This window comes from Pseudomonas sp. CGJS7 (assembly GCF_036961695.1).
The window spans coordinates 16512-35318 of record NZ_JBAMDI010000039.1; the positions used below are offsets into that span (position 1 = coordinate 16512).

Sequence of the window (18807 nt, forward strand, 5' to 3'; positions counted from 1 at the left end):
ACGCGCACAAAGGCCGGCTCTCTCTATAGGGAGCCGGCCTTTTTTGTTTGCTGTACCGGCCTCTTCGCGGGCAAGCCCGCTCCCACAGGGATCGCGCAAGATTCAACGCCAGTGCAGTACCTGTGGGAGCGGGCATGCCCGCGAAAGGGCCGGTGCAGGCGACTCAGTTCATGGGCTGTGACTCAATCCCATCCAGCAATGCCTCAACCAACCCTTCTGCCATTTCGAGTGCGTTCAGGTTGCTCCAGAACAGGCTCTTGCCTGTGTCATCCAGATGCTCCAAGGCTTTGTAGCCACAGTCGTAGGCACCGCGCAGGTATTGGGCGACATGCACCAGGGCATCGTGGGCGGAAACGCCTGGGTTTACGGTGAACAATGGGGGATGGCCGGCATCGCAGCGGCTGAAAGAGCGTTGTGTGGTGTTGGGGAGGGGTGGATCGGGGACAATCTTTTTCATAGCCAAACTCCGATAGAGGTTGGCCGGCACCATCCGTTTCCACGCGAAGGGTGGCGGCTGCACGCGGGGTGGAAAGCCGGGCTATCGGAACCCCGGCAGGCCATTCGGCCTCCCGCGCGCAGCTGCCATGACAACTGCCATTCCGATTACCTGCCGGGTTTCCACACCCGATCGCTGAACCGACAGCGACCTGGTCAGCCTAGAGAGCTGGCCTTCCCCGGACAATCAGACGGGCGTCGACACGGTGTGTAGGATAATTCCTTGGGATTGGCGTGAACGTAGGAAATGGTTCGCGGGGAAGTAGGACCCAGCTGAGAATTAGACGATTTGTGATGGTTTTTGTGAGTTCGCGTAATGGCGGCGAGGTGATCGTCAGGAAATTGCATGATGGCTTCCAGGTGCCTGGCGATAGTTTTTGGGCGCCCGTGAGATCGAGCGCCGCGCGGGCGGCGCTCGATCTCACAGGCACTACAACCCTCGAGGCATGCGCCAAAAGGCCTCAGTCCGCATCCGAATCAAACAACCGCTCCAGCTCCACCCGCGCCTCCTTGGCCGTCTGCATCACCTTGGCCCGGTCATCACGCACTTGCCCCTGGGCCTCCAGCACCTCTTCGTCATGCTGGGTAAACCGTGCAATGCGGTCCGCCGCCTGTTCATCGCTCAGGCCCAACCCCACCAGTGCCCGGCGGGTCATTTCCAGGCTGGAGTAGAACGTCTCGCGAATCGGCTCGGCGCCCACATCCGCCAGTTTGTGCACATGCTGGCGGTTGCGCGCCCGGGCCAGCACCTTCAGGTGTGGGTACAGGCGCTTCACCCGTGCGGCGGTATGAATGGCGGCTTCAGGGTCATCAATGGTGATGATGAAATACTCCGCTTCACCCACCTTGGCGGCGTGCAACACCTCCGGGCGCAGCGGGTCGCCGTAGAACACCGGTACCTGTTCGAACATGCGGGTCATCTCGATGGTGTCCACCGAGGTTTCCAGGGCAATGAACGGGATCTTCTGCGCCCGCAGGATGCGCGCGACGATCTGGCCCATGCGGCCCATGCCGACGATCACCACCCGCGGCGTATCAGTCTGGATCTGCTTGTACTGCTCGGGCACTTCACGCGCCGGCTGCGGGCGCTTGAGGACGCGGGCGCAACCCAGCATCAGCAGCGGGGTGATGGCCATCGACAGGGTAATGGTCATCAGCAGCAGGTCGTAGGTCTGGGTATCGAACAGGCCTTGGTCCTTGCCCAGCTTGAACACCACGAAGGCGAACTCGCCACCGGCCGCCAATACCATGCCCAGGCGCAGGGCGCTGGCGCTGTTCAGGCCACCGACCAGGCGGCCGACGCCTATCAGCAACAGCAGCTTAACGGCCACCAGCAACAGGGTCAGGCCCAGCACCACCAGCGGCATTTCCAGTAACAGGTGCAGGTTGGCGCCCATGCCCACGCTGATGAAGAACAGCCCCAGCAGCAGGCCCTTGAAGGGTTCGATCTGCGATTCCAGCTCGTGACGGTATTCCGAGTCGGCCAGCAGCAGGCCGGCGAGGAAAGCGCCAAGGGCCATGGAGATACCCGCTTCTTCCATCAGCCAGGCGGTGCCGATCACCACCAGCAGTGCGGTGGCAGTAGACACTTCCGGCAGGCCGGTGCGAGCCACGGTGCGGAACACTGGGCGCAACAGGTAGCGACCGCCGATGATCACCACGGCGATGCTGGCGAATACCTTCAGGCCGTGTTGCAGGCTGTCGCCTTGGCTGGTGTCCGGGCCACTGGCGGCCAGCAGCGGTACCAAGGCGATCAGCGGGATCGCGGCGATGTCCTGGAACAACAGGATGGCGAACGCCAGACGGCCGTGCGGTGCATTGAGCTGCTTGCTCTCGGCCAGGCTCTGCAGGCCAAGGGCGGTGGACGAAAGCGCCAGGCCCAGACCGAGCACGATGGCTGCTGGTAGCGTCTGGCTGAAGCCGAACAGGGCGATGGCGCCGATGACTGCGCCGGTCAGCACCACTTGGGCAGTGCCGACACCAAACACCGACTTACGCATCAGCCACAAGCGTTTGGGCGACAGTTCCAGGCCGATGATGAACAGCAGCAAGACCACGCCCAGTTCGGAAATGTGCGCCACGCTTTCTGTGTCGCGGATCAGGCCAAGTGCTTGCGGGCCGATGACCACACCGGCGAGCAGGTAGCCGAGCACGGCACCCAGTTGCAGGCGCTTGGCCAGGGGGACGGCGAGGACGGCGGCAAGCAGGAAGATCACCGCGGTTTGCAGAAGGCTGCCTTCGTGTGGCATTGGCTCGTACTCCATGAGCTGCCGGGGCAGCGTTCGAACAGTTTGACGGACAATTCTGAGGGGTAGGGTGGCGTCAGACAATCATCTGACGGGAAGAAACATTGTCCTTTTCAGAGTGACAATCAGTGCCGGCGCTTACCTGGGCTCAAGGCCTGTGCTATCTCTGTGGGAGCGGGCGCGCCCGCGAAGAAGGCAGCGCTAATCCGACTGTTCACCGCCACCAAACTGTGCCCGATACTGCGCCGGCGTCATGCCAATTCGCTCAAAGAATACCTTGCGCATGTGTCGGTCACTGCCAAACCCGCACTGCGCCGCAACCACCTTCATCGGCAGGTCACCGCATTCGAGCAGCTTGCGCGCACGATCGATGCGCGCATTCTGCAGGTACTGCAGCGGCGTAATGCCCACCTCGCGCAGAAACGTCCGGGCAAAGTTACGCCCGCTCATGGCCACCAGTTCGGCCATTTTCTGCACGGTGAACGCCTGCTCGATGTGGTCGACGATATAGGCCTGCACCCGGGCAATCGGCGAGTCATCGCGTGGTACCGCAGCCAGCAACGGCCCGTAGGGTGTCTGCCCACCCTGACGGTGGCGGGCTACCAGCAGTACCTTGGCTACTTCCAGGGCCAGCGCCTTGCCATGGTCCTCGGCGACCACCGCCAGTGCCAGGTCGATCCCTGCAGTGATACCGCCCGAGGTGATCAGGCAGCGGTCCATCACGTAAATCTGCTCGGTCTCCACCTTGGCTTCGGGAAACGCCTGTGCCAGGCGCTCCACGTAATTCCAGTGGGTGGTGCAGCGATAGCCATTGAGTAACCCGGCCCGCCCCAGCAGGAACACCCCGGTGCAGATGGCACCGAAGCGCTTCGCCTGGCGCACGGCCTTGGGCAGCCAGCGCTCGATCCCTGGCAGGGCGATGTCATAGGCCCCAGGGCCGCCCGGCACCAGCAACAGGTCGACGGCCTCCGGCAAGTCTTCCAGGCGCCGGTCGGCCACTACCTTCAGGCCGCATGAGCCGCGTACCACTGCTTGCCCCTCGGCCAAGGTCAGCAGCCGATATTGCCGTGCTGCAGGCAAGAACCGGTTGGCGATGGCGAATGCATCCATGGGGCCGGTGACATCCAGCAGTAGCACATCATTGAACAGCACCATGGCCACGGTGCGGTGGGCGGGTTTTTCCTGCATACCTCTTTCGCCTTGAATGCCGGCCGCGGTTAGCGGCCAGAAGCTGAATACGAAACGCATCTTAAGGTATCGGCAAAACGCCCAGGGCCAGCAGCGCACAATTAACAACAATTCAGGTTTGGCTCAGGACTTCGTCATGTGCCGGGGGCGAGACTTTCCTTATTGAACAGGAGAGTCGCCATGTACCCTGGGACGCCCGAAGCGCCGCTGCAAACCCCCGGCGCACTCACGCCCGCGCGGCTGCGCCGGGCCAAGGAGCTGATGTTGCATAGCCCGTTGTCGATCATCGAGATCGCCGCGGTATGCAACCTTACCCGCAGCCATTTTTCCCGCGCGTTCAAAGTCAACACCGGCCTTTCGCCGCAGGCCTGGCGCCTGCTGGCGCGCATGGAAAAGGCCAAGCGCTTGCTTGCCACCGAGGCGCCTATCACCCACGTGAGCCTGGAATGCGGCTTTTGTGACCAGGCCCATTTCACCCGTGCTTTCAGCCGCCTGGTCGGCCAGCCACCCAAGGCCTGGCGGCAGGCGCAGACACTTTCTTAAGCCAATGCTATCCACCGGTATAACCCCTGCGGACAGTGCCGGCCCGTTATCCCAACCCAAGGAGTCACCCCATGAGCCAACCCGATTACAAGCGCCTGAACAAAGACGACGCCGTGGTGCTGCTGGTCGACCACCAGACCGGTCTGATCTCGCTGGTGCAGGATTTTTCGCCCAACGAATTCAAGAACAACGTGCTGGCCTTGGGCGACCTGGCCAAGTTCTTTGGCCTGCCGACCATCCTCACCACCAGCTTCGAGCAAGGCCCGAATGGCCCGCTGGTGCCCGAGCTGAAAGAGATGTTCCCGGATGCGCCGTACATTGCCCGTCCCGGCCAGATCAACGCCTGGGACAACGAAGACTTCGTCAAGGCAATCAAGGCCACGGGCCGCAAGCAACTGATCATCGCCGGTGTGGTGACCGATGTGTGCGTGGCCTTCCCGACCCTGTCGGCGCTGGCGGAAGGTTTTGAAGTGTTCGTGGTGACCGATGCCTCGGGCACCTTCAACGAAACCGTGCAGCAAGCGGCTTGGGTACGCATGACCCAGGCGGGTGCGCAGATGATGAACTGGTTCTCGGTGGCCTGCGAACTGCACCGCGACTGGCGCAACGACATCGAAGGGCTGGGTAACCTGCTGTCGCAGCGTATCCCCAACTACCGCAACCTGATGAACAGCTACGCAGCGCTGGCCTCGCGTTGATGTAAACCTGTACTGGCCTCTTCGCGGGTAAACCCGCTCCTACAGCCGCGCCGACCGTAGGAGCGGGTTTACCCGCGAAGAGGCCGGCACAGGCTATGCGTGATTCAAAGGCAGACTGACACGAATCCGGCATCCACCCAACTGCGACACCAGCGCCTGCAGCTGCCCGCCGTGGGCCTGGGCGACCGAACTGCAGATCGCCAAGCCCATCCCCATGCCACCGGTCTTGGTGGTATGAAACGCATCGAATACGCGCTCACGCTCGTCCGCCGCGATCCCCGGCCCGTTGTCGTCCACGCAGATCTCCACCTCGTCCTCGACTACCGCCGACGTAATCTTCAGCACCCCGTCACAGCGATACCCCGCCAACGCTTCCAGGGCATTGGTAATCAGGTTGAACACCAGCTGCTGCAACTGCACAGGGTCGGCTGTCACGCACACCCCGGCCTTCAACCGTGTCTGCACATTCACCTTGCCCTTGGCGGCGTCGGCCGAGGTCAGGCGCACCACCTCGCGGATCAATTCGTCCAGCTTCACCGCCCTGAGTTGCATCGGTGACTGCTTGGCCAGGGACCGCAGCGCCCGCACGATGTTGCCGGCCCGTTCGCTGTCGTTGCGGATGTCTTCCAGGCCGGCAATCGCTTCTTCCAGGTCGGGTTTGGCGCGTTTCAGCCAGCGCAGGCTGGCCGCGGCATTGGAGGCGATGCCCAGGAGCGGCTGGCTGATCTCGTGGGCGATGGACGCTGACAGCTCATTCATCGCCTGCAAGTGCGCACTGCGCGCCAGTTCCGCACGCGAGCGGCGCAACTCAGCCTCCATCTGGGTGCGGATCTGGTTTTCCTCGGCCAGGCGCGTGTAGAACTTGGCCGTTTGTAGCGACACCGCTGCCTGCGAGGCGAGGATTTCCAGCATGGCCAGGCGCTGACTGCCGAACAGGTTCGGCACGAGGCGGTTTTCCAGGTACACCAGGCCGATCAGCACGCCCTGGATCACCAGCGGCAGGCACAGCACCGAGCGGGCGTTGCGCGCCTGCAGCTGTTGGCGGAAGGCCTCCGGGCACTCACTGAGGGCATCGTTGAGCACCAGCGGTTTGCGGGTGCGCATGGTGGTGTTGATGACTGACAGCGGTGCCTGGGTCATGAACTTCTGGCAGTTGTCCATGCTCACGTGCAGCCCGGCATCGTCGATGTAGGCCAGGGCGGCCATCTGGAATTCGGCGCCGCTTACAATCAGCAGCGCGCCATGGTCGGCACCGGAGTGCTGGGTCAGGTGGCCCATCAGGGTTTCGATCAGGCCTTCGAGCAGCACTTCCTCGGACAGCGCCCGCGCGGCTTCGATGCCGGCTTCGAGGTCCAGCCTGGCCTGGTGGGTGGCGCGATAGGTCTCCTGAATCGGCTGGGTGCGCAGAAACGGATGCAACGTCTCCAGCTGGTGCACCTTGCCGGTCGCGCCCCAGATGTGGAAGCAGTCGCGGGCAATGCGCAGGTGCAGGTTGGCGCCCGAGATCAGACCGCTGGGGATGCACACCTCGGCCAGCTGTTCATGGGCCAGCGCCTGCTCGTGGATGAAGCCGGCAGCGGTGGCGGCGATTTGCGCCTGGTCGAAGCAGCGGATCGCGGCCAGGCCGTCGCCTTCGAGCTTGGCGATGACGCCCTCGATCAGCAACTGCTTGCTGCGGAAGGTGGCCGGGTTGAAGCCGGCCCAGCGACTGAAGCGCTCGCGCAGGGCCTGCAGCTCGCGCAGCTTGTCGGCAAGGCTGCCGTGCGCCTCGGGGCTGCCCAGGGCCAGGCCGCGGAACAGGTGATAGTCGGCCAGGTTGATGTGCGCCGGTGCGGCCCAGGTGTTGTCGCCGGCCAATGCCAGGTCGCGCATGGCCTTCGGGATATTGCCCATGTAGAAGGCGCACATGGCGGCGAACAGGTGTTGGAAGAACCGCGTGGTGGGCGACCTCGAGGCGGTGGCCGGGGCGGGGCAGGGCGTGCCGCTCAGGTTGGCGACGAACGCTTGCTGGGCCAGCAGGATCTGCTCGATATCGCCGTAGCCGTGACGACGCACAGTGGCCAGGCCTTGCGCCACTTCCTCGACCACGTCCGGCAGGTAGCGGCCCATGAACAGCGAATCTGAAACCAGGTGGTTGCAGGCATAGCAGCTCATCGCCAGGTCACCGCTCAGGCGCGCCGAGTCAACCGCGTCCAGCGCGGTACGTCGGGCGAATTCCATGGGCGAGGTCCAGGCGCTGACCTGGTCCAGGGCCAGCAACGCGCTGGTCAGATCAGCGTCGAAACCGTGCCGTTCGATCAGCTTGAGCGCGGCCAGGCAACAGGCATGGCCATCATGGTAAGCGCCAAAACGCTCGGCAATCATCACGCCGTACCAGGCCATGCCGTAGGTGCTGCCAGGGGCAACGCCGTGCAGTAGCGACATCTCCATGAGCTTGGCCAGGTGCAGGAAGCAGATGTCGTCCTTCACGAAGAATGATGATGACAGAGTGGCCAGCAGGCTGATGGCAACCGTCACATCCTCCGAATCGGTGCGCGGCAGTGACTCCAGGCAATGCCGGTCCTTCTGTTCGATCAACGCCTGCACATGGGCATGACTGGCCTCGACCTGTTGCCAGTCGAGGCCCCGCACCGGGCTGATGCCCAGCAAGTCCAGGCCGGCCAGGGCGCTGTCGATAGCCGCTTGATAGTCACCGCGCAAGGTGTACAGCAGTGCCTGCAGCCGGCACGCCCGCGCCTGGTCCAACACCGAGCGGGCACGCTGGCGGCATTCAGTGAGGCGGGCCTCGGCCGCGATCGTGCGTGACAGTTGCATGTCGCACTCCGTCGCCATGCAGGCGATGGCAAAGCCATGCGTGGCGCGGCTTTCCAGCGTGGCGCTGTGCTGCAGCAACTGCTCGGCGGTGTGCAGGTAACCAGCGGCCTGCTCGAAGGTGCCGGCGTCGCGTGCGCATGATGCGGCTTCGCGTAAAAGCTGCAGGAACGCTTCGCAGTCATCCGCTGCAAACCCGCATGGGGTGGCGCGTTGTAGCTGGCTGGCGAGCTCGAACAACACCTCGTGCGTTCGCCCTGGCCAAGCCTGGCGCATGGCCAGGGCGATACGTGCATGCAGCGAGGCGCGCTGGTGCACGGGCGTGAGTGCATAGGCGGCCTCCATCACCCGATCATGAGTGAAGCCCAAGCCGTTCTGGCCCGGTTGCAGGAAGCCAGCCCCAATCAAGGCTTTCAAGGGTTCGCCTGGCGGTTGGGCGAGCACTTGCCGAAGCAGGTGTTCATCGCAGTGGCTGCCCGCCGCGCTGACGACCCGCAACAGGTCGCGTTGCGGTGCCGGCAGGCGCTCCAGACGGTGGACCATCAGGTCGGCGACATTGTCGGAGTAGCAGTGCCGGGCCACGGCCTGCAGGCACCAAGACCAGCGCATGGCCTGGGTGTCGAAGATGAACAGCTGGTCTTCGACCATGGCCCTGAGGATCTGGTTGATGAAAAACGGATTGCCCGCCGTCTTGCCATGCACCCGTTTGGCCAGTTGAAATGCGGCCTCGGGGGCAACATGGAAGCGCTCGCCAATCAGCTCGGCCACCGCCCCAACGGCCAGCGGCCGCAGGTTCAGCGTGGTGCTGCGCACCGCTGCGGGTATGGCCAGCGGTGCGCTGGTGGTGGGCGTATCGTTGCACCGAGCGAAAATCAGCAGCAGGTTGGCCGGCGCTTCAGCCAGCAGTTGGGCCAATAGTTGCCGGGTGGCGTCGTCGGCCCATTGCAGGTCGTCGAAGAACAGCACCAGCGGTTGGCCAGGCCGGCTGAAAACCTGCAGGAATTCAGAGATCGCGTGCAGTTCCTTCTGCAACGCAAGGCGCGTGGGCTTGGCGGGTAATTGGGGCAGGGGGCCGAGAATCAGTTGCAGGTCCGGGGCCAGCTTGCCGAGCAGACGACCATGACTTTTGATGCGGCGCTGGATCTCGCGGCGCAGGGTGACGAGGTCCTGACTGTTCTTGGCCAGCAACTGGGTAGTCAGGGCACCGAGTATTTCGATCCAGGGCGTGTAGGGCACTGCTTGGGTGTGGCTGTTGCATTTGCCGACGGCCCAGTAACCTTCGGCGTTGGCCTTGAGAGCGGCTTCGACCAGGCTCGACTTGCCCATGCCAGCAGCGCCGTTGATGACCAGGGCTTGTGGTTTGCTATCGCGATGCAAGGCCTTGAGCAGCAGGGTGATAGCCTTTTGCTCGGCGCCGCGGCCAAACAGGCGCGCGTGGCCGGGCGCTACCGGGTCGGCGCAGCCTGGGGTGAAGGGCGCCATGGTTTTGTGGGCGGCCCACTGCCGCTGGCAGTGAGCCAAGTCCACTGCAAGGGCGCGCGCGCTCTGGTAGCGGGCGTCCGGCTCTTTGGCCAAGGCCTTTGCCAGGACCAGGCTGAGGGGGTGCGGCACCTTGCTGTCCGCTTCGCTGGCCGCCCGCGGCTGCACACCAGCATGCAGCTGTCGCCAGTGCAGGGTGTCGCGCCCGGCCAGCGGCAGTTCGCCTACCAGTAACTGGTAGAGGATTGCCCCCAGGGCATAGATGTCACTGCGTCGGTCGCTGCTGCTACCGTGCGGGCAAACCTGCTCCGGCGCCAGGTAGGCCCAGTTGCCGAGCGGGGTGCCCTGTTCGCTGATCCGCTCTGCTGGGTCGGCACGAAAGAAGCCCAGGCGCACCCGCTGGTGGGCGCGCAGGTATACATGTTCAGGCTGCAATGTACCGTGCAGCACATTGCGTTCGTGCGCTTGCGCCAACGCATGGGCAGCGTTCACCGCGATGTCGAGAAACGGCTCCAGTGCAGCAGGGCCTTCAGCGATCAGGTCGGCGACTGAGCGCCCGGCCGGGTACACCAGCAACGGGCCTTCGGCCGAGCGCACGAACGCCGAGGGGATCACCGCCCACTGCGGGTCCAGTTGCAGGCGGTAGTCACGTTCCAGGCGCTGACAGGCGGAAGGAGCCTCGAGCGGCGCGCGCACGGCGATCCAGGCCTGATTTGTGGCTGGGTCGCGCAGGCGGAAATAGCTGAGTTCACCTTCCTGGCCCAGCGCGCTGATCTCGCACCGCTTCAGCCAGCCCTCGTCGATTGACTGGTCGTAATCGATGGGCCTGTGGGCAAGGCGTTCATCGAGCATAAAGCACCCCCGCTAGCGACATCCTGAGGCGCGAGTATACGCAGCGGGCCCAGCATGGATGCGGGTTACAGCCTGCTTGGCAGGAACGGGCACGCTGTTGTCCGTTATCGTCCCCTTGGGGCAGGCGGGCTTTTGTATAGTCCTTGGGCCAACCTATCCCTCGGGATAATTGTCTGAACGCCAACGCTGGCCTAGGCTGCCCAGGGCAGCGAAAACGCCCGTGCCCGCGCGAGGAAGCCATGATCCGAATAGGCAATGCCCAGGTGTCGCTGGAGCGGCGCGAAGTCTTTGTCGATGGCAAGCCGATCCTGTTGGGTGGGCGTGCTTTCGACGTGCTGGCCACGCTGATCAGGGCCAAGGGCCGCGTGGTCGGCAAGGACGAGTTGTTCAGCCAGGTGTGGTCCGGCACGGTGGTCGAGGACAATAACTTGCAGGTTCAGGTGTCCTTGCTGCGCAAGGCCTTTGGCGACCGTGGCCTGATCCAGACCGTGCCGCGCCGGGGCTATCGCCTGGCCGCGCAGATCAGCCTCGAGGAGCCTGGTGAGGCATTGGGCAGGTCGTTGCTGCGCAGCCTGGCCGAGACTGTCGAGCCGCTCGATGAGCGCGTGAATGTGCCGGTGTTGGTGGTGGATGACGACTCGTCGGTGCGCACCGCGTTGGGCCGGCTGTTGCGCTCGCAGGACATCCCGCACCACTTGTTTGCCAGTGCCGAGGCGCTGTTCGAGGCTCGCCTGGAAACCCCCTGTGCCTGCCTGCTGCTGGACATGCACTTGCCTGGCACAAGTGGCCTGGAGGTACAGGATGCGCTGTGCCGGCTGGCGCTGCCCTGGCCGATCGTGTTCATGACTGGTTTCGGCACCATCCCGATGACCGTCCAGGCCATGCGCGCCGGGGCGGTGGAGTTTCTGACCAAGCCGTTCGATGAAGACCAGTTGCTGACCCTGTTGCAGACAGTGCGCGCCCGGGCCGTGGCCGAAGGCCGCAAGTGGCTGCAGGCGCGGCAGGTCGAGGAAAAGTACCAGCGCCTGACTCAGCGTGAGCGCCAGGTCTTCTCGCTGGTGGTAGGCGGCTTGTCGCACAAGCAGATCGCCAGGCAGATCGGCACCAGCGAGGTGACGACCAAGGTGCACAAGAAGAACATCATGAACAAGATGCAGTCCCGCTCGCTGCTGGAGCTTGCGGCCATGCACAACCTCCTCGGAGCGCGGTCTGCGAGCCTGGGCGGCGCATGAGCAGAGAGGTGTGCATCGTCGACGACGATGCCTCGGTGCGCAAAAGCCTGGCCAACCTGCTGCGCTCGGCGGGGTTCGAGACCTTGTCGTTTTCCGCCGGGCACGCATTCCTGGCTTCGCCACTGGCGGGCGAGGCGGGCTGTGTGTTGCTGGACCTGAAAATGCCGGGGATGAGCGGGCTGGAGGTACAGCGTGAGCTGGCACAGCGGGGGTGGCGCTTGCCGGTGATCTGCATGTCGGCACATTGGGACGATGGCTCGGTACGGGCAGCGATGGGCCTTGGGGCACTGGCCTGCCTGGGCAAGCCGTTTTCTGAAGAGGTGCTGCTGAAGGTGGTTGAAGAGGCTTTGGCTGGCGGTCAGTGAGGTATGGCTGTGCCGGCCTCTTCGCGGGTGAACCCGCTCCTGCAGGGGGCATCACAACCCTGGCAATCTAACTGCTCCCCGGTCGGTACTGCAGGGCCTCGGCCAGGTGCGCCCGGCCAATCGTCTCGCATCCCTCCAGGTCCGCCAGTGTCCGCGCCACCTTCAACAACCGGTGCGCCGCCCGTAGCGACAAGGTCAGCCGCTCGCAGGCCCCTTCCAGCCAGACCTGATCCGCCGCTACCAACCCACAGTGGTGCCTTAAACCTTCAAGGTCGAGAAATGCATTCGCACAGCCTTGTCGCCTGTGCTGCAGCTCCCGCGCTTCAGCCACCCTGACGGCGACATCGGCACTGGTTTCACCACAAGGCTGGTTGTTCAACGTAGTGCTCTCGCGAGCCACGGTCAGGTGCAGGTCGATGCGGTCCAGCAGTGGCCCGGACAGCTTGTTGCGATAGCGCGCGATCTGCTCGGTGCTGCAGCGGCAGCGGCCAGTGGGGTCGCCCAGGTAGCCGCAAGGGCAGGGGTTCATCGCTGCCACCAGCTGGAAGCGCGCGGGGAAGCGCACTTTGTCGCGGGCACGGGCAATCACGATTTCACCTGACTCCAGTGGCTCGCGAAGCACTTCCAGTACGCGCCGCTCAAACTCCGGAAGTTCGTCGAGAAACAACACGCCGTGATGGGCTAGCGTGATCTCACCTGGTTGCGGTCGGCTACCGCCACCGACCAGCGCCGGGCCGGACGCAGAGTGATGGGGGTGGCGAAAGGGTCGCTGTGGCCAGCTGTTCAGCGGCGCTTTCCCGCTGACCGACTGGATTGCCGCCACTTCCAGCGCTTCGTGCTCGTCCAGCGGTGGCAGCAGCCCGGGAAGGCGGCTGGCGAGCAAGGTCTTGCCGGTGCCGGGCGGCCCGGTGAACAGCAGGTTGTGCGCACCGGCCGCAGCCAGCAGCAAGGCACGCTTGGCTGCCAGTTGGCCCTGCACTTCGCTCAAATCCGGGTAGGGGCGTTGCTGCAGGATCAGGCCGTTGGCAGCGTAGGGCGGCAGCGGCACCTGGCCGTTCAGGTGGGCGACCAACTCCAGCAGGTGGCCCACCGCATACACCACCAACCCGCCGGCCAGGCTGGCTTCCTCGGCATTTTCCCGTGGTACTACCAGCGCCCGGCCTGCTTCGCGTGCCGCGAGTGCCGCAGGCAGCACGCCCTGCACTGGGCGCAATTTCCCCGACAGCGCCAGTTCGCCCAGGCATTCCATATCGGTCAGGGTGGCAATCGGCACCTGGCCGTCGGCGGCGAGGATGCCCAGGGCGATGGCCAGGTCATATCGGCCGCCATCCTTGGGCAGGTCGGCGGGGGCGAGGTTCTGGGTAATGCGCCGCTGTGGGTACTTCAGCCCGGAGTTGACGATGGCGCTGCGCACCCGGTCCTTGCTTTCCTTGACCGTGGTTTCCGGCAGGCCGACCAGGGTGAGATGAGGCAGGCCGTTGGCCAGGTGGGTTTCGACGCTGACCGCCGGTGCCTGCACGCCTACCTGGGCGCGGCTGTGGACGAGGGCTAGGGACATGAACACTCCGTTGTTGCTGGAAAATGCCGCTTCCTGCGGCTGGGCAAAGAATAGCCAGTGCTGCCACGGCAGGCGCAACAAGTGTGCGTCGTGGTTTTTCAGGGCAGGGGTTTTCCCTGCGTTTTCATGCGGTTCGGCAAAAATGGATCCAATAGGCTTTGCGCAGGCGTCAGGTATGACTTAGTGTTGTTGGGCAACCGCAGTTGCCATGGGATGGCACTGCGTCTTCTTTCAAATGGACTTGAGGTATTGCACCGTGCAAATGCTCACCCGCACGCACCAGGTAATGCGCGAACTGGTGCAGGCCAGTGCATTCGTTGAACTCAACCGCTTTTTCGACAGGCTTGAGGCTCAGTGGCGTCAGGCCCCGCCCGGCGAGTTCCCGGCCTACCTGGCGGCCATTGACGGGCACATGCTGCTCGACCAGGAAAACCAGGGCGACAGGGCCCTGAGCCAAGTGCTCAGAGCCTGGATTGACGCGTGCCCCAGGGCTTACCACCCACAAGTGGTAATGGGTATGCACTGCTTCCACCGAGCCTGCCAGGTGCAGGTTGATGGCCCACGCAACGCTGCACGCTTGCTGGCGGTCGCGCAAATTTGTGAATCCGCCACCGCGCACCTGTTGCGTGCAATGGACCGCTCTGCGCACCCCGTGGCAGCGGCCATTGGCATGCTGCGCATCAGTGCGCAGTTCCATGAGCCTGGTTGGTTGCTCCAACTGTTCCAGGGGGAGCCTGCACGCTTCAGGCCCAGTGCCCATGCCGATGTAGAGGTACAGGAAGCTGCAGCGCCGTTGCTGGTGAGGCATGGGCTTTTGCCCTTGGCCGAGCTGCCACAGGCGCTGCCGCGCTACCTGGGCAAGCGGGTCGACCATGAAAACGAGGACCCTCGCTATTACTGGCTGCGCCATGCGCTGATCGCCCGCCCCGGCTGCTTCGAAGCGATCCAGGCCCTTGCTGTGTACCTGCTGCCACGCTGGGGCGGCAGCCTCGATGCGTTCGAGCTGTTGATCAATGGCCCGTTGTGCGCAACCTGGGACGAGCCTTTGCGTAATGCGCTGCACTGGATGGCCGTCGAAGGCCGGCTGATGCTGCCACAGGCTGATCCGTTGCAAGCCGTCGCCGACTGGCAGCACGTGTTCGAAGACTGGTCACAACGCCCGTTGAGGCCCAGGGAACGTGCTGTCGTTCTGGCATGGCGGGGGGCGCTGCGCAGCGGGGCATCGGGCGACCATGCTGGCGCTATGCGCGACTTTGCCGCGAGCTTGGCGTGCAATGCCGATCTCGGCGCCATCCGCGCCATGGGCGTGCCGTTTCGCTGTTTGGCCGAGCTGATACTGCGCAATGGCATGGCAGATGAGAGGCAACTGTTACACAGCGCCATTGAGCGCCTGTGTGACGGCCGTTCACATGCTGCTGCCTGTGCATTACGCGCTGTCGGGCACCGTTTCGGGCTGTGGGCGCTGCCACGCTCGGCCGAGCAGGCAAGGCTATGGTTGCAACGGGCGGTGAGTCGCCAGTTCGCGGGCCAGGCACCGGGGTTCGAAGTGCTTGAAGTGGCGCGATTGCTGTGGGCAGCCAACCGGCATGAAGTGGCCTGCTACCTGTATGAACGCTGCGCCGAACTGAACCTGCCGGGTGCTGCCCTGGCCTTGTATGAGCTGCACCATGGCGGCCTGGCCAACACCCCGGCGCATTACCTGGACGACGAAGCAGCCGGGTACTGGCTGCAGCGTGCGGTGGAGGCGGGCAGCAGGCAGGCCAAGTACAACCTGGCCTGCCTGCGCATGGACGGCGATGAGGATCTGAACGAGCGCAGTGCCATGCTGGCGGTCAGGCGCCTGCTTGTCGACGCGCTGGGCAACGGGCAGACCAATGCGTGTGCGCGGTTGCACCTGGGGATTTTGTTACGCCGGTTTGGTGAGGCGCAGGAGCGAAGTGAGGCGGTTGCTTACCTGCTGAGCCTGGTCGAGCACCCGGACCCGTGGCTTGCAGGGCGTGCCAGCGCCGAACTGGGGCTGGCCTGGATGCAGGGGCGTGGCACCCGCAAGCAAAGCCGCTTTGCCGCCATCCAATGGGTCAACCGAGCGGCCAGCTTGCAACCAAGGGATTCGGCCATTGGTGATATCCAGGCCCAGATCCTCAATTCGCACAGCCGGGTGAAGACGTTGTTTACTCAGTGCGGGGCGGCATTGTTCCGCGGCACACTGCATGCAAGTGAGCTACCACCGAAACAGGCCTTTACCCACGCCGAGTCGTTGCGGGTTCAACCTGCATCGGACGGGCTCAGGCGCGCACATAAACCCAGGCTGTCAGGCCCGATGCAAGGGTGACTGCGACGCGCTTGTAGTCGGCAACTTCATAGCGGTCCGCCGCTGCCAGTTCGTCTTCGCTGATCTGGAAGACCATGCCGGCCACGCTGTCGTTGGCCTGGCTGCTGGGGGAAACGATGGGGTGATGAGACTTGCCGCTGGTCGCCAGTACGCCCGGGTCGGTGATCTCGACCCAGTCCAGGCGGTAGCCCGGCATACGGTCGGCCTGGCCGTTCAGCTCACGGCCAAAGTTGGCCAACTGCACGGCTTTATCCTGCAAGGTGCCGTAGGAAAACAACAGTACCGGGTATGCGCTGGAGGGCTGCATTCATTCATCCTGTGAAGTTGGGTTCAGCCGGGCTTCCAGCTCGGCTACCTGTTTTTCCAAGGCCTCAAGGCGTGCGCGGGTACGCGCCAGTACAACCATCTGGCTGTCGAACTCATCGCGGCTGACCAGGTCCAGCTTGCTGAAGGCGCCTTGCATCAACACTTTGAACTGGCTTTCGAGTTCCGCACGGGGCTGGGCGGCATCGCTGCTGAACAGGCGCGAGGCCTGTTCGCTCAGGGCATCGAGAAGGGCTTTGGGCGGGAGCATGGGGCTGTCCACTGAAACTGAGAAATGGCCGCCAGTGTAGCACGCACAAACCTGGCGCCTGAGTGCACATTGGCCTTCGTAGGAGCGGGTTTACCCGCGAAGAAAACACCGCGGTGGATGGCAAGGGCTTCGCCCGTGTTCGCGGGCAAGCCCGCTCCCACAGCGATCGCGCCAACTTTTAGAAATTGAGCAAGACAGTTGCTCACGAAAAAGAATGATCTGCGGTTTCTAATCCGTTGCACATTTTTCGCGCAACTTGCCCCGCTGCTGCGCACCGAAATTGTGCATGTTTCCCATGCTGGCGACTGGCCAATCCCGAGCAAATCACATAACGCGCTGTTTTTCGGCGCTTTGTCGGAACTGGCAAGGTTTCTGCAAAGACCTGTACGAGCCATGCACTGAAGCAGTTCCTTGTGACCAGGCAGTGCGCACGCGGAGCCGGATGCCGACGACGCGTTACAAAGCCAACCGCTGCGCTTAGACTTGAGACGGGTTTGTTTTCCTGGGGCAAGTCCACCAAATCGGGAGAGAGTTTCATGAAGCTAGTCACAGCCATCATCAAGCCGTTCAAGCTGGACGACGTGCGCGAGTCGCTGTCGGAAATCGGCGTGCAGGGCATCACCGTCACCGAAGTCAAAGGTTTCGGTCGGCAGAAGGGCCACACCGAGCTGTATCGCGGTGCTGAATATGTGGTCGATTTCCTGCCCAAGGTGAAGATCGATGTCGCCATCGATGACAAAGACCTTGATCGGGTAATCGAAGCCATCACCAAGGCAGCCAACACCGGCAAGATCGGTGACGGCAAGATTTTCGTGGTGAATCTGGAGCAGGCGATCCGCATCCGTACCGGCGAAACCGATACCGACGCGATCTAAGCAGCAAAAAAGCCTCACCAAACCCAACGCCCCAGGAGAAAACAACATGACTCTGCGTAAGATCGCAGGGCTAGGAGCCCTATTGTCCCTCGTAATGCCCGGGCTTGCCCTGGCAGAGGAAGCTGCCCCAGCGCTTAATTCCGGCGACACCGCCTGGATGCTGACCGCAACGGCGCTGGTGCTGTTCATGACCATTCCGGGCCTGGCCCTGTTCTATGGCGGCATGGTGCGATCCAAGAACGTGCTGTCGGTGATGATGCAGTGCTTTGCAATCACCGGCCTGATGAGCATTCTCTGGGTCGTCTACGGCTACAGCATGGCCTTCGATACCGCCGGTATGGAAAAGGGCGTGCTTAACTTCAACTCCTTCGTTGGCGGCTTCTCCAAGGCCTTCCTCAGCGGCGTCACGCCCAACAGCCTGACCTCGGCCACCGCGCTGTTCCCTGAAGCGGTGTTCATCACCTTCCAGATGACGTTCGCCATCATCACCCCGGCGTTGATCGTCGGTGCCTTTGCCGAGCGCATGAAGTTCTCGGCGATGCTCGTATTCATGGGTATCTGGTTCACCCTGGTGTATGCGCCGATCGCCCACATGGTGTGGAGCGGTGACGGTGCCCTGATGTGGGACTGGGGCGTACTGGACTTCGCTGGTGGCACCGTGGTGCACATCAACGCCGGTATCGCAGGCCTGGTCTGCTGCCTGGTACTGGGCAAGCGCAAGGGCTACCCGACCACGCCGATGGCCCCGCACAACCTCGGCTATACCCTGATGGGCGCAGCGATGCTGTGGATCGGCTGGTTCGGTTTCAACGCAGGCTCTGCTGCTGCCGCCAATGGTACTGCCGGCATGGCCATGCTGGTCACTCAGATCGCTACCGCCGCCGCCGCCCTGGGCTGGATGTTCGCCGAGTGGGTCGGTCACGGTAAGCCAAGTGCTCTGGGCATCGCTTCGGGCGTGGTTGCTGGCCTGGTCGCCATCACCCCGGCTGCGGGCACCGTCGGGCCGATTGGCGCGCTGATCATCGGCCTGGTTTCGGGTGTGCTCTGCTACTTCTGCGCCACCACGCTCAAGCGCAAACTCGGCTATGACGATTCGCTGGATGCCTTCGGCGTGCACGGTGTTGGCGGCATCATCGGCGCCATCCTCACGGGTGTATTCGCGGCTCCGGCGCTGGGCGGCTTCGGTACCGTCACCGACATCGGCATGCAAGTCTGGATCCAGGCCAAAGGTGTGATTTTCACCGTGGTCTACACCGCCATCGTCACCTACGTGATTCTCAAGGTGCTGGATGTGGTGATGGGCCTGCGGGTCAACGAAGAAGAAGAGTCGGTCGGCCTCGACCTGGCTCAGCACAACGAGCGCGGCTACAACCTGTAACTGCGACGCGGTAAAAACTTGCCCGGCTTGCCGGGCATTTTTTTGCCAGTTTTTCAGCATTTCCCGCACGGCAAACGGTTTATTCGACACGTTCGTGACGTAGGTAAAAAACTTACAAGCCGCAGGGCGTTTATGGTGCTTTGCTTTTTCCACGGGCGCGCTAGAATGCGCGCCGAAGGGT

At 63.4% G+C, this 18807-nt stretch carries 14 protein-coding genes; 7 read left to right on the plus strand and 7 right to left on the minus strand.

What is annotated here, in order from left to right:
• Positions 1-163: 163 nt before the first annotated feature.
• The 3 genes from V7787_RS22665 to V7787_RS22675 all read right to left on the minus strand — a co-directional run bounded on the left by V7787_RS22665 (position 164) and on the right by V7787_RS22675 (position 3929).
• Positions 164-457: a hypothetical protein gene (locus tag V7787_RS22665; protein WP_019437354.1), complete on the minus strand. Its 294-nt coding sequence runs from the start codon at positions 455-457 to the stop codon at positions 164-166.
• Positions 458-956: 499 nt separating this feature from the next.
• On the minus strand, positions 957-2744 hold the full coding sequence (locus V7787_RS22670) for a monovalent cation:proton antiporter-2 (CPA2) family protein (protein WP_020192889.1): 1788 nt from the start codon (positions 2742-2744) through the stop codon (positions 957-959).
• 198 nt (positions 2745-2942) lie between these two features.
• A complete protein-coding gene (locus tag V7787_RS22675) occupies positions 2943-3929 on the minus strand; it encodes a GlxA family transcriptional regulator (RefSeq protein WP_014592824.1) in 987 nt (328 codons plus the stop codon).
• A 180-nt stretch (positions 3930-4109) separates the two neighbouring features.
• Between V7787_RS22675 and V7787_RS22680 the strand changes: the two genes are divergently transcribed.
• Both V7787_RS22680 and ycaC read left to right on the plus strand, forming a co-directional pair.
• Positions 4110-4472 (plus strand): helix-turn-helix domain-containing protein, encoded by a 363-nt coding sequence (locus tag V7787_RS22680; RefSeq protein ID WP_020192890.1) that lies wholly within the window; start codon positions 4110-4112, stop codon positions 4470-4472.
• 71 nt (positions 4473-4543) lie between these two features.
• Complete coding sequence (gene ycaC / locus V7787_RS22685; RefSeq protein ID WP_003253573.1) at positions 4544-5170, plus strand: isochorismate family cysteine hydrolase YcaC; 627 nt, start codon at positions 4544-4546, stop codon at positions 5168-5170.
• 93 nt (positions 5171-5263) lie between these two features.
• Here the strand turns inward: ycaC and V7787_RS22690 are convergent, their stop codons facing one another.
• Positions 5264-10312 carry a trifunctional serine/threonine-protein kinase/ATP-binding protein/sensor histidine kinase gene (locus V7787_RS22690; RefSeq protein ID WP_336089682.1) on the minus strand — a complete coding sequence of 1683 codons (5049 nt, stop codon included), beginning with the start codon at positions 10310-10312 and terminating at the stop codon, positions 5264-5266.
• A 239-nt stretch (positions 10313-10551) separates the two neighbouring features.
• Between V7787_RS22690 and V7787_RS22695 the strand changes: the two genes are divergently transcribed.
• Positions 10552-11544 (plus strand): response regulator, encoded by a 993-nt coding sequence (locus tag V7787_RS22695; RefSeq protein ID WP_104886913.1) that lies wholly within the window; start codon positions 10552-10554, stop codon positions 11542-11544.
• The gene (locus V7787_RS22700; RefSeq protein WP_177410005.1) at positions 11541-11909 is read left to right on the plus strand and encodes a response regulator transcription factor; all 369 of its coding nucleotides are present in this window, start codon (positions 11541-11543) and stop codon (positions 11907-11909) included. Before V7787_RS22695 ends, V7787_RS22700 begins: the two co-directional genes overlap by 4 nt.
• 67 nt (positions 11910-11976) lie before the next feature.
• Here V7787_RS22700 and V7787_RS22705 read toward each other — a convergent pair whose 3' ends face one another.
• Entirely contained in the window at positions 11977-13467 is a 1491-nt protein-coding gene (locus V7787_RS22705) for a YifB family Mg chelatase-like AAA ATPase (RefSeq protein WP_064491287.1), read from the minus strand.
• 262 nt (positions 13468-13729) lie between these two features.
• On the opposite strand from V7787_RS22705, the gene V7787_RS22710 reads away from it, so the two are divergent.
• Complete coding sequence (locus tag V7787_RS22710; RefSeq protein ID WP_081273160.1) at positions 13730-15799, plus strand: DUF4034 domain-containing protein; 2070 nt, start codon at positions 13730-13732, stop codon at positions 15797-15799.
• Here the strand turns inward: V7787_RS22710 and V7787_RS22715 are convergent.
• Together V7787_RS22715 and V7787_RS22720 are read right to left on the minus strand one after the other, a co-directional pair.
• On the minus strand, positions 15753-16106 hold the full coding sequence (locus V7787_RS22715; protein WP_020190994.1) for a gamma-glutamylcyclotransferase family protein: 354 nt from the start codon (positions 16104-16106) through the stop codon (positions 15753-15755). The genes V7787_RS22710 and V7787_RS22715 overlap by 47 nt on opposite strands.
• Positions 16107-16373 carry an accessory factor UbiK family protein gene (locus V7787_RS22720; protein WP_014592818.1) on the minus strand — a complete coding sequence of 89 codons (267 nt, stop codon included), beginning with the start codon at positions 16371-16373 and terminating at the stop codon, positions 16107-16109.
• Between the two features lie 536 nt (positions 16374-16909).
• Between V7787_RS22720 and glnK the strand changes: the two genes are divergently transcribed.
• On the plus strand, positions 16910-17248 hold the full coding sequence (glnK, locus tag V7787_RS22725; protein WP_002555808.1) for a P-II family nitrogen regulator: 339 nt from the start codon (positions 16910-16912) through the stop codon (positions 17246-17248).
• A 46-nt stretch (positions 17249-17294) separates the two neighbouring features.
• A complete protein-coding gene (locus V7787_RS22730) occupies positions 17295-18626 on the plus strand; it encodes an ammonium transporter (protein WP_003253642.1) in 1332 nt (443 codons plus the stop codon).
• Positions 18627-18807 lie beyond the last annotated feature (181 nt).

Excerpts from the sequence above, each read along its gene's own strand:
- V7787_RS22730 (WP_003253642.1), top strand. The coding sequence starts at position 17,295 with ATGACTCTGCGTAAGATCGCAGGGCTAGGAGCCCTATTGTCCCTCGTA.
- V7787_RS22670 (WP_020192889.1), bottom strand. The coding sequence starts at position 2,744 with ATGCCACACGAAGGCAGCCTTCTGCAAACCGCGGTGATCTTCCTGCTT.
- V7787_RS22720 (WP_014592818.1), bottom strand. The coding sequence starts at position 16,373 with ATGCTCCCGCCCAAAGCCCTTCTCGATGCCCTGAGCGAACAGGCCTCG.
- V7787_RS22680 (WP_020192890.1), top strand. The coding sequence starts at position 4,110 with ATGTACCCTGGGACGCCCGAAGCGCCGCTGCAAACCCCCGGCGCACTC.
- V7787_RS22695 (WP_104886913.1), top strand. The coding sequence starts at position 10,552 with ATGATCCGAATAGGCAATGCCCAGGTGTCGCTGGAGCGGCGCGAAGTC.
- V7787_RS22690 (WP_336089682.1), bottom strand. The coding sequence starts at position 10,312 with ATGCTCGATGAACGCCTTGCCCACAGGCCCATCGATTACGACCAGTCA.
- glnK (WP_002555808.1), top strand. The coding sequence starts at position 16,910 with ATGAAGCTAGTCACAGCCATCATCAAGCCGTTCAAGCTGGACGACGTG.
- V7787_RS22715 (WP_020190994.1), bottom strand. The coding sequence starts at position 16,106 with ATGCAGCCCTCCAGCGCATACCCGGTACTGTTGTTTTCCTACGGCACC.
- ycaC (WP_003253573.1), top strand. The coding sequence starts at position 4,544 with ATGAGCCAACCCGATTACAAGCGCCTGAACAAAGACGACGCCGTGGTG.
- V7787_RS22665 (WP_019437354.1), bottom strand. The coding sequence starts at position 457 with ATGAAAAAGATTGTCCCCGATCCACCCCTCCCCAACACCACACAACGC.
- V7787_RS22705 (WP_064491287.1), bottom strand. The coding sequence starts at position 13,467 with ATGTCCCTAGCCCTCGTCCACAGCCGCGCCCAGGTAGGCGTGCAGGCA.
- V7787_RS22700 (WP_177410005.1), top strand. The coding sequence starts at position 11,541 with ATGAGCAGAGAGGTGTGCATCGTCGACGACGATGCCTCGGTGCGCAAA.
- V7787_RS22710 (WP_081273160.1), top strand. The coding sequence starts at position 13,730 with ATGCTCACCCGCACGCACCAGGTAATGCGCGAACTGGTGCAGGCCAGT.
- V7787_RS22675 (WP_014592824.1), bottom strand. The coding sequence starts at position 3,929 with ATGCAGGAAAAACCCGCCCACCGCACCGTGGCCATGGTGCTGTTCAAT.